This is a genomic window from Pseudomonas sp. RIT-562, assembly GCF_026241895.1.
Taxonomy (GTDB): Bacteria; Pseudomonadota; Gammaproteobacteria; order Pseudomonadales; family Pseudomonadaceae; genus Aquipseudomonas; species Aquipseudomonas mandelii_F.
Window position 1 is genome coordinate 242633 of record NZ_JAPJIV010000001.1, and the last position, 14578, is coordinate 257210.

18 protein-coding genes are annotated in these 14578 nt (G+C 59.9%); 10 read left to right on the top strand and 8 right to left on the bottom strand.

Annotated elements, in window-relative coordinates:
• Positions 1–55 precede the first annotated feature (55 nt).
• The 9 genes from ORL50_RS01065 to ORL50_RS01105 all read left to right on the top strand — a co-directional run bounded on the left by ORL50_RS01065 (position 56) and on the right by ORL50_RS01105 (position 6737).
• On the top strand, positions 56–742 hold the full coding sequence (locus tag ORL50_RS01065) for a YggS family pyridoxal phosphate-dependent enzyme (protein ID WP_266009348.1): 687 nt from the start codon (positions 56–58) through the stop codon (positions 740–742).
• Between the two features lie 24 nt (positions 743–766).
• Positions 767–1585: a pyrroline-5-carboxylate reductase gene (gene proC / locus ORL50_RS01070; RefSeq protein ID WP_266009350.1), complete on the top strand. Its 819-nt coding sequence runs from the start codon at positions 767–769 to the stop codon at positions 1583–1585.
• A gap of 24 nt (positions 1586–1609) precedes the next feature.
• Positions 1610–2197 (top strand): YggT family protein, encoded by a 588-nt coding sequence (locus tag ORL50_RS01075; protein ID WP_266009352.1) that lies wholly within the window; start codon positions 1610–1612, stop codon positions 2195–2197.
• 171 nt (positions 2198–2368) lie between these two features.
• A complete protein-coding gene (metX, locus tag ORL50_RS01080; protein ID WP_266009354.1) occupies positions 2369–3508 on the top strand; it encodes a homoserine O-succinyltransferase MetX in 1140 nt (379 codons plus the stop codon).
• 7 nt (positions 3509–3515) lie between these two features.
• Positions 3516–4136, top strand: a complete 621-nt coding sequence (gene metW / locus ORL50_RS01085) for a methionine biosynthesis protein MetW (RefSeq protein WP_045059822.1) — start codon at positions 3516–3518, stop codon at positions 4134–4136.
• Between the two features lie 26 nt (positions 4137–4162).
• Complete coding sequence (locus tag ORL50_RS01090; protein WP_266009355.1) at positions 4163–4597, top strand: DUF4426 domain-containing protein; 435 nt, start codon at positions 4163–4165, stop codon at positions 4595–4597.
• Entirely contained in the window at positions 4594–5190 is a 597-nt protein-coding gene (gene rdgB, locus ORL50_RS01095) for an RdgB/HAM1 family non-canonical purine NTP pyrophosphatase (RefSeq protein ID WP_266009356.1), read from the top strand. Before ORL50_RS01090 ends, rdgB begins: the two co-directional genes overlap by 4 nt.
• A complete protein-coding gene (gene hemW, locus ORL50_RS01100; protein ID WP_266009357.1) occupies positions 5187–6392 on the top strand; it encodes a radical SAM family heme chaperone HemW in 1206 nt (401 codons plus the stop codon). Before rdgB ends, hemW begins: the two co-directional genes overlap by 4 nt.
• Positions 6393–6413: 21 nt before the next feature.
• The gene (locus ORL50_RS01105; protein ID WP_266009358.1) at positions 6414–6737 is read left to right on the top strand and encodes a DUF3392 domain-containing protein; all 324 of its coding nucleotides are present in this window, start codon (positions 6414–6416) and stop codon (positions 6735–6737) included.
• Between the two features lie 116 nt (positions 6738–6853).
• Here ORL50_RS01105 and trmB read toward each other — a convergent pair whose 3' ends face one another.
• The 4 genes from trmB to ORL50_RS01125 form a co-directional block, all read right to left on the bottom strand.
• A complete protein-coding gene (gene trmB / locus ORL50_RS01110) occupies positions 6854–7579 on the bottom strand; it encodes a tRNA (guanosine(46)-N7)-methyltransferase TrmB (protein WP_266009359.1) in 726 nt (241 codons plus the stop codon).
• Between the two features lie 9 nt (positions 7580–7588).
• On the bottom strand, positions 7589–8383 hold the full coding sequence (locus ORL50_RS01115) for a thiazole synthase (protein ID WP_266009360.1): 795 nt from the start codon (positions 8381–8383) through the stop codon (positions 7589–7591).
• A gap of 60 nt (positions 8384–8443) precedes the next feature.
• Positions 8444–8644, bottom strand: coding sequence for a sulfur carrier protein ThiS (gene thiS, locus ORL50_RS01120; RefSeq protein ID WP_007897898.1), 201 nt, complete (start codon positions 8642–8644; stop codon positions 8444–8446).
• Between the two features lie 185 nt (positions 8645–8829).
• A complete protein-coding gene (locus ORL50_RS01125; protein WP_266009361.1) occupies positions 8830–9201 on the bottom strand; it encodes a DUF423 domain-containing protein in 372 nt (123 codons plus the stop codon).
• Positions 9202–9274: 73 nt separating this feature from the next.
• Here ORL50_RS01125 and mtgA point away from each other — a divergent pair, with 73 nt between their 5' ends.
• On the top strand, positions 9275–9997 hold the full coding sequence (mtgA, locus tag ORL50_RS01130) for a monofunctional biosynthetic peptidoglycan transglycosylase (protein WP_266009362.1): 723 nt from the start codon (positions 9275–9277) through the stop codon (positions 9995–9997).
• A 193-nt stretch (positions 9998–10190) separates the two neighbouring features.
• Here the strand turns inward: mtgA and rpoH are convergent, their stop codons facing one another.
• From rpoH to ftsY, 4 genes are all read right to left on the bottom strand, one after another.
• Complete coding sequence (gene rpoH / locus ORL50_RS01135; RefSeq protein ID WP_007897890.1) at positions 10191–11045, bottom strand: RNA polymerase sigma factor RpoH; 855 nt, start codon at positions 11043–11045, stop codon at positions 10191–10193.
• A gap of 113 nt (positions 11046–11158) precedes the next feature.
• Positions 11159–12181 carry a permease-like cell division protein FtsX gene (gene ftsX, locus ORL50_RS01140; protein WP_266009364.1) on the bottom strand — a complete coding sequence of 341 codons (1023 nt, stop codon included), beginning with the start codon at positions 12179–12181 and terminating at the stop codon, positions 11159–11161.
• Positions 12178–12849, bottom strand: a complete 672-nt coding sequence (gene ftsE / locus ORL50_RS01145; RefSeq protein ID WP_095164552.1) for a cell division ATP-binding protein FtsE — start codon at positions 12847–12849, stop codon at positions 12178–12180. Before ftsE ends, ftsX begins: the two co-directional genes overlap by 4 nt.
• Positions 12846–14387: a signal recognition particle-docking protein FtsY gene (gene ftsY / locus ORL50_RS01150; protein ID WP_266009365.1), complete on the bottom strand. Its 1542-nt coding sequence runs from the start codon at positions 14385–14387 to the stop codon at positions 12846–12848. Before ftsY ends, ftsE begins: the two co-directional genes overlap by 4 nt.
• Positions 14388–14578 lie beyond the last annotated feature (191 nt).

The window sequence follows — 14578 nt, forward strand, 5'->3', positions numbered from 1 at the left end:
CGCTCCTCAATTCCAGTAGAATGCCGCCAACCTCAGAACCGCTGGCGCCTCTTGAATGTCCACGATAGCAGACAACATCGCTCAGGTTACTTCGCGCATCCATGCTGCGGCCCAAGCTGCTCGCCGCGACGAGCACAGCGTGCAGTTGCTCGCCGTGAGCAAGACCAAGCCCGCCGCAGCGTTGCGCGAAGCACACGCCGCCGGGATCCGCGACTTCGGTGAGAACTATCTGCAGGAAGCCCTGGGCAAGCAGCTCGAATTGGCCGACTTGCCCTTGATCTGGCACTTCATCGGCCCCATCCAATCGAACAAGACTCGTGCTATCGCCGAGCACTTCGCCTGGGTGCACTCCGTGGATCGCTTGAAAATCGCACAACGCCTGTCCGAACAACGCCCCGCCGATTTGCCTCCACTGAATATCTGCATCCAGGTCAACGTCAGCGGTGAAGCCAGCAAATCCGGCTGCACCCCTGAAGATCTGCCGGCGCTGGCGCAAGCCATCAGCCAATTGCCGCGCATCAAGTTGCGCGGATTGATGGCGATCCCTGAGCCGACTGAAGATCGGGCCGCGCAGGACGCTGCTTTTGCTGCCGTACAACAACTGCAAGCCAGTTTGAACCTGCCGCTCGACACACTTTCCATGGGCATGAGCCACGACCTTGAGTCGGCCATCGCCATGGGCGCGACCTGGGTCCGCATCGGTACGGCCCTGTTCGGCGCCCGCAATTACAGCCAGCCTTGACGGCTTTCTATATAAGGACCTGACATGAGCAAGACTCGTATTGCCTTTATCGGTGCCGGCAACATGGCCGCCAGCCTGATCGGCGGCCTGCGCGCCAAAGGTCTGGACGCCGCGCAGATCCGCGCCAGCGATCCGGGTGCCGAAACCCGCTTGAAAGTGACGGCTGAACACGGCATCGAAGTCTTTGCCGACAACGCCGAGGCCATTCAGGACGCCGACGTGGTGGTCCTGGCAGTCAAACCCCAGGCGATGAAGGCAGTGTGCGAAGCAATTCGTGCGAATCTCAAGCCTAATCAGCTGGTGGTGTCCATCGCCGCCGGCATTACCTGTGCCAGCATGAACAACTGGCTTGGCGCACAGCCCATCGTGCGCTGCATGCCCAATACCCCGGCGCTGTTGCGCCAGGGTGTAAGCGGTTTGTTCGCCACGGCCGAAGTCAGCGCCGAGCAGCGCCAGCAAGCTGAAGAACTGCTGTCGGCGGTGGGCATCGCCCTGTGGCTTGAAGAAGAACAGCAGCTGGACGCGGTCACCGCTGTATCCGGCAGCGGCCCGGCATATTTCTTCTTGCTGATTGAAGCGATGACCGCTGCCGGCGTGAAACTCGGCCTGCCGGCGGACATCGCCGCTCAGCTGACGGTGCAGACCGCGCTGGGCGCCGCGCACATGGCGGTTGCCAGCGACGTAGACGCAGCTGAATTGCGTCGCCGCGTGACGTCCCCGGCCGGCACCACCGAAGCTGCAATCAAATCGTTCCAGGCCGGCGGCTTTGAAGCGCTGGTAGAAAAAGCACTCGGCGCCGCTGCGCACCGCTCGGCCGAGATGGCTGAGCAACTTGGCCGCTAATCAGCTCTTACAAAGGAATCAATGATGCTTGGACTCAATGACGCTGCCATTTTCATAATCAAAACCCTGGGCAGCCTGTACCTGCTGATCGTATTGATGCGCTTCATCCTGCAACTGGTGCGGGCGAACTTCTACAACCCGCTCTGCCAGTTCATCGTGAAAGCCACTCAACCGCTGCTCAAGCCGCTGCGCCGGGTCATCCCTAGCATGTTCGGGCTCGACATGTCGTCACTGGTACTGGCGCTGATCATTCAGATGCTGCTGATCGCGGTGATCCTGCTGCTCAAAGGCTTCATGGTCGATTGGCTGTTCCTGGTGCCGTGGGCCCTGATCGCGCTCTTCTCGCTGTTTTTGAATATTATTTTCTGGGCGATGATCATCAGCGTGATTCTGTCCTGGGTCGCACCGGGGAGCCACAATCCGGGTGCGGAGCTGGTTGCGCAGATTACTGAACCGGTGCTCGCCCCGTTCCGCCGGATCATTCCGAACCTGGGCGGCCTCGACATCTCGCCGATCTTCGCGTTTATCGTGATCCAACTGCTGCAAAGCTGGCTTATTCCGCGCCTTGCGTTCTTTGCACTCATGCCGCAGGGGCTGCTTGGCTTGATCTGATACCGCGTTATCGTTTATCGCGAGCAGGCTCACTCCTACAGGCCTGTAGGAGTGAGCCTGCTCGCGATGAATACTCCTCGGTACATCTGAATGTAATCATCCCCGGCCTTCGCTTGCCGCTAACCCCACCGGTCTTTAGACTTACGCCTCATTTCAACGAGAGCAGGGTCGATGCCAACTGCCTTTCCCGCCGATTCTGTTGGTTTGGTGACGCCGCAAGTGGCGCACTTCAGCGAACCCCTGGCCCTGGCCTGTGGCCGTTCGCTTCCAGCCTATGACCTGATCTACGAAACCTATGGCACGCTGAACGCCACGGCGAGCAACGCCGTGCTGATTTGCCACGCCTTGTCCGGCCACCATCACGCCGCCGGCTTCCACAGCCCCGACGACCGCAAACCCGGTTGGTGGGACAGCTGCATCGGTCCCGGCAAACCAATTGATACCAACAAATTTTTCGTGGTCAGCCTGAACAATCTGGGTGGCTGCAATGGTTCCACCGGCCCGAGCAGCATCAACCCGGATACCGGCAAGCCATTCGGCGCCGACTTTCCGGTACTCACCGTAGAGGATTGGGTACACAGCCAGGCCCGCCTGGCCGACCTGATCGGCATCGACCAGTGGGCCGCCGTGATCGGTGGCAGCCTGGGCGGCATGCAGGCGATGCAATGGAGCATCACCTACCCCGAGCGCATTCGACACTGCCTGGCGATTGCCTCGGCGCCCAAACTGTCGGCGCAGAACATCGCGTTCAACGAAGTGGCGCGTCAGGCGATCCTCACCGACCCCGAATTCCACGGCGGTTCGTTCCAGGAAGCAGGCGTTATCCCCAAGCGCGGCTTGATGCTGGCGCGGATGGTCGGGCACATCACTTATCTGTCCGACGACTCCATGGGCGAGAAATTCGGCCGAGGGCTGAAAAGCGAGAAGCTCAACTACGACTTCCACAGCGTCGAATTCCAGGTCGAGAGCTACCTGCGTTATCAGGGCGAGGAGTTTTCCGGACGTTTCGACGCCAATACCTATCTGCTGATGACCAAGGCCCTGGATTACTTCGACCCCGCGGCGAATTTCGACGACGACCTGGCGAAAACCTTCGCCAACGCCCAGGCCAAATTCTGCGTGATGTCCTTCACCACCGATTGGCGCTTCTCCCCTGCCCGCTCCCGAGAGCTGGTCGATGCGCTGATGGCCGCCAAGAAAGACGTGTGCTACCTCGAGATCGATGCTCCGCAAGGCCACGACGCCTTCCTGATTCCGATCCCGCGTTACCTGCAGGCGTTCAGCAACTACATGAACCGAATTTCGCTTTGAGGACATCATGAGAGCCGATCTGGAAATCATCCAGGAATGGATCCCCGCCGGCAGCCGCGTGCTCGACCTGGGTTGCGGCGACGGTGAACTGCTGACCTGGCTGCGCGACAACAAGCAGGTGACCGGCTATGGCCTGGAAAACGATCCGGACAACATCGCCGAATGCGTCGCCAAAGGCATCAACGTCATCGAGCAGGATCTGGACAAGGGCCTGGGCAACTTCGCCAGCAACAGCTTCGACATCGTGGTCATGACCCAGGCGCTGCAGGCAGTGCACTACCCCGACCGGATCCTCGACGAAATGCTGCGGGTCGGTCGCCAGTGCATTATTACCTTCCCCAACTTCGGACACTGGCGCTGCCGCTGGTACCTGGCAAGCAAAGGGCGGATGCCGGTTTCCGATTTCCTGCCGTATACCTGGTACAACACGCCGAACATCCACTTCTGCACTTTCGGTGACTTTGAAGAGTTGTGTCGCGAACGTGAAGCCAAGGTCATTGATCGGCTGGCAGTGGATCAACAGCATCGCCACGGGTGGGCCAGTAAGCTATGGCCTAATCTATTAGGTGAAATCGGCATCTACCGCGTCAGCAGCCCCGGGCTGCAGGATCACAAGATCGCGGTGTGAAACACGATATTTCGAGGAGAACCACTATGGGTCGTCTAGCGCTGTTTCTACTTACTGCCTGCCTGAGCGTGACCGCCATCGCTGCAGATGCCATCAAGGGTGAACGCCAGGAGAAATTCGGTGACGTGACGGTGCACTACAACACCTTCAATTCCACCTTCCTGACCCCGGACATTGCCAAAGCTGCTGAGCTGACTCGCAGCAAGAACCAAGGCGTGATCAACGTTTCGGTGCTCAAAGATGGCAAGCCGCAGATGGCCCAGGTCAGTGGCACCATCAAGGACCTGACCAGCCAGAGCGTGAAGCTCAACTTCCGCCAGATCACCGAACAGGGTGCGATCTACTACATCGCGCAGTACCCGGTGGACCAGCAGGAAGTGCGCACCTTCGAGATCAAGGTGCAGAACGGCGATAAAATCAACACCATCAATTTCAACCAAGAGCTTTTCCCCGGCCAATGATGAACTTCACCCAACTCGTACTGGCCAGCCACAACGCCGGCAAGCTCAAGGAACTCCAGGCCATGCTCGGCGACTCGGTGCAACTGCGCTCGATCGGCGAATTCAGCACTGTCGAGCCTGAAGAAACCGGCCTGTCGTTCGTCGAGAATGCCATCCTCAAGGCCCGCAACGCCGCGCGTATTTCCGGCCTGCCGGCCCTGGCCGACGATTCGGGCCTGGCCGTGGATTTCCTGGGTGGTGCACCGGGCATCTATTCCGCCCGTTACGCTGACGGCCAGGGCGACGCGGCGAACAACGCCAAACTGCTGGAAGCTTTGAAAGACGTGCCGGAAGCCGAGCGCGGCGCGCAATTCGTTTGTGTGCTGGCGCTGGTACGGCACGCAGACGATCCGTTGCCGATCCTTTGCGAAGGCTTGTGGCACGGGCGCATCCTGACCCAGGCCAGCGGCGAGCACGGGTTTGGCTATGACCCGCTGTTCTGGGTGCCAGAACGCGACTGTTCCAGCGCCGAGCTGAGCCCCAGCGACAAGAACCTGATCAGCCACCGCGCCCGTGCAATGGATCTGCTGCGCCAGCGTCTGGGCTTGAAATGACCCACGACTCCTCCGCGCCGCCGCTGATCTTCGGCGGCGCCGCACAATCGCCTCGGGCTCCATTTGCCGTGCTCCCGCCCCTGGCGCTGTACATCCACATCCCGTGGTGTGTACGCAAATGCCCTTATTGCGACTTCAATTCCCACACTGCCAGCCCGGTGCTGCCAGAAGAGGAATACGTTGATGCGCTGCTGGCCGATCTCGATCAGGACCTGCATGCAGTCTACGGTCGCGAGCTGAGCTCGATCTTCTTTGGCGGTGGCACGCCGAGCCTGTTCAGCGCTGCGGCCCTGGGTCGATTGCTCAAGGGCGTCGAACAGCGCATAAAGTTTGCCGCCGACATCGAAATCACCCTGGAGGCCAACCCCGGCACCTTCGAGCAAGAGAAGTTCACTGCTTACCGGGCACTGGGCATCAATCGCCTGTCGATCGGCATCCAGAGTTTTCAGGAACAGAAGCTCAAGGCCCTGGGGCGCATCCATAACGGCGACGAAGCCCTGCGAGCCGCCGGCATGGCGCGTCAGGCCGGGTTCGACAACTTCAACCTGGACCTGATGCACGGCTTGCCCGATCAGTCCCTGGACGATGCATTGAATGACCTGCGCCAAGCCATTGCCCTGAAGCCGACTCACCTGTCCTGGTATCAACTGACGCTGGAACCGAACACGGTGTTCTGGAACCAGCCGCCCGCACTGCCGGAAGACGACACCCTGTGGGACATACAGGAGGCCGGGCAGGCGTTGCTGGCCGAGCACGGTTACGCGCAATACGAAGTGTCTGCCTATGCACAGGCTGGCCGCGCGGCACGGCACAACCTCAACTACTGGAGTTTCGGCGATTTCATCGGCATCGGCGCTGGAGCCCACGGCAAGCTCAGTCATCCGGACGGGCGCATCGTGCGCACCTGGAAGACCCGGCTACCTAAGGACTACCTCAACCCGGCGAAAAGCTTCCAGGCCGGCGAGAAAGCGCTGACCAACGAAGAGCTGCCGTTCGACTTCCTGATGAACGCCTTGCGCCTGACTGCGGGTGTGGAATCGCGGCTGTACCCGGAACGCACCGGCCTGTCCCTGGAAAGCCTTGCTGAAGGTCGGCTGGAGGCAGAACAAAGCGGCTTGTTGCAGGTCGAACCGTCACGCCTGGCGGCCACCGAGCGCGGCCAACTGTTCCTCAATGACTTGCTGCAGAAATTTCTGAGCTGATTCCAGAACTAAGGAAAACCCATGGATTTTGTACTCGACCTGCTCGCCACGGTGTCTCGCTGGAGTCGCGGCAACCTATCGGAAATCGCCCTGGCGCTTGTAGGGTGCCTGCTGGTGTTGTTTGGTGCGGATTTCAAAGGCTGGGTCGAGCAACGCCTGGGCAGCGTCGCGGGCGCCTTGCGCGTCCCGATGATGGCCCTGTTGTGCATGGTTGGCAGCGGCGCCGCACTGATCTATGCGACTCCGTGGATCGTCAAGGGCTTGAGTCAATTCAACAACTACAGCCTGGCGCCGGTATTGGTGGTGGTGCTGGTGTTGATTGGCGTGGTGGCTGATCGCCGCTGAACCTACGAACAACCCAAAACAACTGTGGGAGCGGGCTTGCTCGCGAATGCGATGTGTCAGTCAACATAAATGTGTCTGATACACCGCATTCGCGAGCAAGCCCGCTCCCACAGGTTTTAAGACTGCTTTTCGAACTTCAGATCCCACACGCCATGCCCAAGACGTTCGCCGCGGCGTTCGAACTTGGTAATCGGCCGCTCGGCCGGGCGCGGTACGCATTTGCCGTCTTCAGCCAGGTTGCGATAACCCGGCGCGACATTCATCACTTCGAGCATGTATTCGGCGTACGGCTCCCAGTCCGTGGCCATGTGCAGCACACCGCCGACCTTTAACTTGCTCCGCACCAGCTCCGCGAACGATGCCTGAACGATACGGCGCTTGTGGTGGCGGCTCTTGTGCCATGGGTCGGGGAAAAACAGCATCAGGCGATCGAGGCTGTTGTCGGCCACGCAGCGGTTGAGCACCTCGATCGCATCGCAATCATAGACTCGAAGGTTGGTCAGGCCCTGGGTCAGCACGCCATTGAGCAGCGCGCCGACACCTGGACGGTGCACCTCAACGCCAATGAAATCCTGCTCCGGCGAAGCCGCAGCCATTTCCAGCAGCGAATGGCCCATGCCGAAGCCGATTTCCAGGGAGCGCGGCGCAGAACGGCCAAACACCTGATCGAAGTCCACCGGCGCATCGGCCAGCGGCAGGACGAACAGCGCAGTACCCTGCTCCAGGCCTTTCTGCTGGCCTTCGGTCATGCGCCCGGCGCGCATCACAAAACTCTTGATACGGCGATGTTGGCGTTCTTCGCCTTCTTCCGGCTGGACAGGCGTTTCGTTTGATTCAGTCATCAATGGCTCTTACTTGATCAGACCATCCAGCGGCGAGGAGGCGCTGGCATAGAGTTTTTTCGGCATGCGACCGGCGAGGTAAGCCAGACGGCCCGCGACGATCGCATGTTTCATGGCTTCGGCCATCATGACCGGTTGCTGGGCATGGGCGATCGCCGAGTTCATCAGCACCGCCTCGCAACCCAGTTCCATGGCAATGGTGGCATCGGAGGCGGTACCCACACCGGCATCCACCAGTACGGGAATTTTCGCTTCTTCGAGGATGATTTGCAGGTTGTACGGGTTGCAGATCCCCAGGCCCGTACCGATCAGACCAGCCAGAGGCATCACCGCGATGACACCGATTTCCGCCAGCTGACGGGCAATGATCGGGTCATCGCTGGTGTAGACCATCACGTCAAAACCTTCCTTGACCAGCACTTCGGCGGCCTTGAGGGTTTCAATCACGTTGGGAAACAGGGTTTTCTGGTCGGCCAGCACTTCCAGCTTCACCAGGTTGTGGCCGCCAAGCAGCTCACGGGCCAGGCGACAGGTGCGCACGGCCTCGGTGGCATCAAAGCAACCGGCAGTGTTCGGCAGGAAGGTGTAGCGCTCCGGCGACAGGACTTCGAGCAGGTTCGGTTCGCCGGGGTTCTGGCCGAGGTTGGTACGGCGCACGGCGAAGGTCACGATCTCGGCGCCCGAGGCTTCGATGGCCTGGCGGGTTTCTTCCATGTCGCGGTACTTGCCGGTACCTACCAGCAAACGCGACTGGTAAGTACGACCGGCCAGGACGAAGGGCTTGTCGCTACGAACGATGCTCATGGGAAATCCTCTGTAGGGTTGAGGTTCTTGCAGAATGCTGTGCCCTGGGGGCCCGGGCGACTAGCCGCCGCCGATGGCGTGCACCACTTCGACCGAATCGCCGTCGTTCAGAGTGGTTTCGGCATGCTGGCTGCGCGGCACGATATCCAGATTGAGCTCCACCGCAACGCGGCGTCCGGTCAGTTCCAGACGGGTCAGCAGGGCCGCAACGGTTTCACCGTCGGGCAATTCAAGGGATTCGCCGTTCAACTGAATGCGCATGCCACAGGCCACCATCTTTTTAAGGGGCTGGCATTCTAGCCCGATCAGTCAGATCGACCCAAGCCATTCGTCTTGAAACGCAATCCTCCCGGTAGGAGCTGCCGCAGGCTGCGATCTTTCGATCTGGCTTTTTTGAAGATCAAAAGATCGCAGCCTGCGGCAGCTCCTACAGAGGTTTGGTTACCTCAGGCCAGGCGCCAGGCGGCAAGGCCCAGGCAGAACCAGCCAACCAGAAATGCCAGGCCGCCAAATGGCGTGATGATCCCAAGCTTGCTGATGCCCGTCATGGTCAACACATACAAACTACCTGAGAACAGCAGAATGCCGATCGCAAACGAGGCTCCGGCCCAGGTAACCAGGCGTCCCGGTATCTGCGTGGCCAGCAACGCCACCCCGAGCAACGCCAGGGTATGCACCAGTTGATAGGTGACGCCGGTATGAAAAATCGCCAGATATTCAGGCGTCAGGCGGCTCTTCAGGCCATGGGCGGCGAAGGCGCCCAGGGCAACTCCGGTAAAGCCGAAAAAAGCGGCCAACATCAGAAAGCCACGCAGCATGAGAACTCCAGTCAGACTCGATCAACAGGGTCTGTATAATGGCCCGCTCAACGGGTTCGGCCAAGCCATCTCTATGCTGCGTTTAATTCTACGAAGATTCACCAAGGCCGTGCTCTGGTTCGCGGGCGGCAGCGTTTTGCTGGTGCTGATATTTCGCGTGGTGCCGCCCCCGGGGACGGCCTTGATGGTCGAGCGCAAGATCGAATCCTGGTTCGACGGCGAGCCCATCGATCTGCAACGCACCTGGAAACCCTGGGATGAGATCTCCGACGACCTCAAACTCGCGGTAATTGCGGGCGAGGATCAAAAATTCCCGGAGCACTGGGGATTCGATTTCGGCGCGATTCAAAAAGCCCTGGCTCACAACGAGCTGGGAGGATCGATCCGCGGCGCCAGCACGTTGAGCCAGCAGGTTTCGAAGAATCTGTTTCTCTGGTCTGGCCGCAGCTGGCTGCGCAAGGGACTGGAAGCATGGTTCACTGGGCTGATCGAGGTGCTGTGGCCAAAGCAACGGATTCTTGAGGTGTACCTCAACAGCGTCGAGTGGGATGAAGGGGTATTTGGCGCGGAAGCGGCCGCCCGGCATCACTTTGGCGTGAGCGCTAAGGGGCTGAGCCGTCAGCAATCCAGCCTCTTGGCGGCAGTCCTACCGAACCCGCGAGTGTGGAGCGCGAGCCATCCCACCAGTTATGTTGCGCGACGCGCAGGGTGGGTTCGGCAGCAGATGAGCCAGTTGGGCGGTGACAGCTATCTGCTGGGCCTGAACGATTCGCGCCGGGCACCTTGGGCGCAGTAACACTGCAAATCCCCTGTGGGAGCGGGCTTGCTCGCGAAGGCGTCGTGTCAGTCAACGTTACTGCAGGATGACACTCCCCATTCGCGAGCAAGCCCGCTCCCACACTGGCTGCGTGGTCATTCAGTAAGACATGCACAAACAAAAACGCCCCGATCATTGCTGACCGGGGCGATTTCTATGGCGTTCGCGGAAGTTAAGCCGCGATCGACAACTTGAGCTTGTTCATCGCGCTTTTCTCAAGCTGACGAATACGCTCGGCCGACACGTTGTACTTCTGCGCCAGGTCATGCAGCGTGGCCTTCTCTTCAGCCAACCAGCGCTGATAGAGAATGTCGCGGCTGCGGTCATCCAGCACTTCCAGCGCCTCGTGCAGGTTGTGGTTGGAGTTGTCGCTCCAGTCGGCATCTTCCAGTTGACGGGCCGGATCGTACCGGTGGTCTTCCAGGTAATTGGCCGGCGATTGGAAAGCGCTGTCGTCGTCTGCTTCTGCAGCCGGGTCGAAGGCCATGTCATGGCCGGTCAGGCGACTTTCCATCTCACGCACTTCCCGCGGCTCTACGCCAAGGCTTTCCGCCACACGGTGGACTTCCTCGTTATTCAACCAGGCCAGACGTTTCTTCTGGCTGCGCAGGTTGAAGAACAGCTTGCGCTGGGCCTTGGTGGTCGCGACTTTCACGATGCGCCAGTTGCGCAGGATGAACTCGTGAATCTCCGCCTTGATCCAGTGCACAGCGAACGAAACCAGACGCACACCCATTTCCGGGTTGAAGCGCTTCACGGCCTTCATCAGGCCGACGTTGCCTTCCTGGATCAGGTCAGCCTGAGCCAGACCGTAGCCGGAATAGCTACGGGCAATGTGTACGACAAAACGCAGGTGGGCGAGCACCATCTGCCGAGCCGCCCCCAAATCCTGCTCATAGTAGAGACTCTCGGCCAGTTCACGCTCCTGCTCCGGCGTCAGCAGTGGAATGCTGTTCACCGTGTGCACATAGGCCTCCAGGTTCGCACCCGGGACCAGAGCATATGCAGGTTGCAAAGAATTGGTCATACGAAAAAACCTCCGTCTTACATAACTCGTGCAGTTCAGCACTGCGAAAATTGACCGGAAACCGAAGAACAAGTTCCCATAAACGCTGAAAGGTCAATACGAGCAAAATGATATTACTTTGGCGCAAGCTCCCGCAGGTGGCGTGCGACTGCAATCCATGCACCGATATACCCCAACAGCACCGCGCCAAGCAAGAGTGACAGACCGTCGGCAACCGGTACCCCGGCCAATGCGAAATCACTGCCGTACAAACCGGCCAGGCCGACCACCGCATCGTTCAGCCAATCCAGGCCAAACGCCAATACGCCCCAGGAAAATATCCCTGCACCGAAGCCATACAGCGCGCCCATGTACAGAAAGGGCCTGCGCACATAACTGTCAGTGCCGCCCACGAGTTTAATCACTTCTATCTCTGTGCGCCGGTTTTCAATATGAAGACGAATGGTATTGCCTATCACCAAAAGTAATGCAGAAACCAGCAGCACGGTGAGACCGAAGACAAAACGGTCGCCCAGCTTCAGAATCGCTGCCAAACGCTCGACCCAGACTAGATCAAGTTGCGCCTGTTGTACCTTCGGCAACTCCGAAAGTTTTTGTCTCAATGCTTCAAGAGCAGGCTTGTCGACCTCGTTAGGGGTCACCAGCACCACGCCGGGCAGTGGGTTTTCCGGCAATTCCTTGAGCGCGTCGCCCAAGCCGGACTGCTGCTGGAACTCCTCGAGCGCCTGATCGCGGCCAACGTATTCGGCTTCGGCAACGCCGGGGATAGCCTTTATCTGCTCTCGTAACGCTTCGCCCTGTTCAGGGCTGGCGTCGAGTTGCAGGTACAGGGAAATCTGTGCCGCACGCTGCCAAGAACCACCGAGACGCTCGACGTTACCTAGCAAAAGTGACAGCCCCATAGGCAGGCTCAAGGCGACTGCCATCACCATGCAGGTAAAGAAGCTGCCAATGGGCTGCTTGCCCAAACGGCGCAGACTGTCCATCAGGCTGGCGCGATGGCTTTCAATCCAGGCGTGGAACAGCGTGGCGAAGTCAGGGCCGTCATCGTCGTCGCGTTTTTTCTTCTGCGGCTGCGGATCGGCGGCCTTCGGGGCCACGCGCTCGGAAACCTTGGGGCTGCGAGTCGCACTCATACGCCGGCCTCCCCGTCACCGATCAAGCGACCGCGCTGCAGAGTCAGCATGCGGTGGCGCATGCGCGCGATCAGCGCCAGGTCGTGACTGGCGATCAGCACGCTGGTGCCCAGGCGATTGATGTCTTCGAAAACCCCCATGATCTCGGCCGCCAGGCGCGGGTCGAGGTTACCGGTGGGTTCGTCCGCCAGCAGCAAGGCCGGGCGATGCACGATGGCCCGCGCAATACCGACGCGCTGTTGTTGCCCGGTGGACAGGTCGCCGGGATACAAGTCAGTTTTGTCGGAGAGCGCCACTCGCTCAAGGGCAGAGTCCACGCGCTTGACGATCTCGGCCTTCGACAAGCCAAGGATCTGCAGCGGCAAGGCCACGTTGTTGAATACGGTGCGATCGAACAGCAGCTGGTGATTCTGGAACACCACGCCAATCTGCCGCCGCAGGAAAGGAATCTGCGCGTTGCTGATGGTGGCCAGATCCTGCCCGGCTAGCAGCAATTTGCCAGTGGTCGGGCGCTCCATGGCCAACAGCAGCCGCAGCAATGTGCTTTTACCGGCGCCGGAATGCCCGGTTACAAACAAGAACTCGCCGCGCCGGACCCGAAAGCTCAGCTCGTGCAGGCCGACGTGACCGTTCGGATAGCGTTTACCGACCTGTTCGAAACGAATCATGAACGCTCCCGCTCGGCAAACAGTGCCTGGACAAAGGGTTCTGCTTCAAAAGTACGCAAGTCATCGATGCCTTCGCCGACGCCGATGTAACGAATAGGCAGGCCGAACTGCTTGGCCAAGGCGAAAATCACCCCGCCCTTGGCCGTGCCATCGAGTTTGGTCAGTGCCAGACCAGTCAATTCAACGGTCTGGTTGAATTGCTTGGCCTGGTTGATGGCGTTCTGGCCAGTCCCTGCGTCGAGCACCAGCAACACCTCGTGCGGCGCGTCCGCATCGAGCTTGCTGATTACCCGGCGAACCTTCTTCAGTTCTTCCATCAGGTTGTCTTTGGTATGCAGGCGCCCGGCAGTGTCGGCGATCAGTACGTCGATGCCACGGGCCTTGGCGGCCTGCACGGCGTCAAAGATAACCGATGCCGAGTCGGCGCCGGTGTGCTGGGCGATCACCGGGATCTTGTTGCGCTCGCCCCAGACCTGCAACTGCTCGACCGCAGCAGCACGGAAGGTGTCACCGGCGGCCAGCATGACTTTCTTGCCTTCAAGCTGCAGCTTTTTCGCCAGCTTGCCGATAGTCGTGGTCTTGCCGGCGCCATTGACGCCAACTACCAGAATCACGAAGGGTTTGTTCTGCGAGGAGATTTTCAGCGGTTGCTCAACCGGCTTGAGCATCGCCGCCAACTCCGCCTGCAGCGACTTGTACAGCGCATCGGCATCGGTCAGCTCCTTGCGCGCAACTTTCTGGGTCAGGCGCTGGATGATCACCGAGGTGGCTTCGACACCCACGTCGGCGGTGAGCAGACGGGTCTCGATGTCTTCGAGCAGTTCGTCATCGATGAATTTTTTGCCCAGGAACAGGCTGGCCATGCCTTCGCCGATGCTGGCGCTGGTCTTGGACAAACCTTGTTTGAGCCGGGCGAAGAAGCCCGCCTTGGTTTCTTCGGTACGTGCGGGTTCAGCCGCAGGTTGCGCGAGGGCAACGGGCGTCTCGGCAATCACCGGGGCCTGGACCGGAGCAGGCGCTGGCGCAGCGACTACTACTGGCTCTGGCATCGGCACTGCTGCAACTGGCTCTGGCTCTGGCTCTGGCTCTGGCTCTGGCTCTGGCTCATTCAAAACCACCGGAGCGACTGGCGGCTCGACAAATAGTGCCTGAACCGGCTCTGGTGCAACGACAGTCGGGGCCGGGATCGGTGGCGGCAAGTGCGGTGCCAGCTCATCCTCGACCAACGCTACCGGCTCTTCTGCCACTGGCAGCTTCAACCACGGCTCGGCAGCCGGAGCTGGCGTCAGCGGCTGCTCGGCCACGATTTCAGGCTCGGGCTCAGGCTCAGGCTCGATGACCGGCTGCAGCACCGGCTCGGCGATCGGCAGGACAATCGGTGCCGGCTCCTCGTCCAATACCGGCTCAGGAACCGGCTCAGGTAGTGGCTGTGGCTGTTCGACGACGGTTTCCTGCGGCTTTTTGCGCAGCCATCCGAACAGGCCTTTCTTCTCGCCAGCCGCAGCTGGGGTCTTCTTGTCGTCGTTGGAACCAAACATGGAGGACGGCTATCTCACGGTAGCGACGCGCCCACAGGCGCCTCGGCAAATAAATATTCAATGCTGAACAGACTGCGATTGATCGAGCTTGTTCACGCGCAACATTTTGTAGAGGTGCACAGCACACCTCAAGAAAACGATTTAACACAGGACTGATGCGGCAAAATCGGCGAAAAAGTAGAACTCTGCTG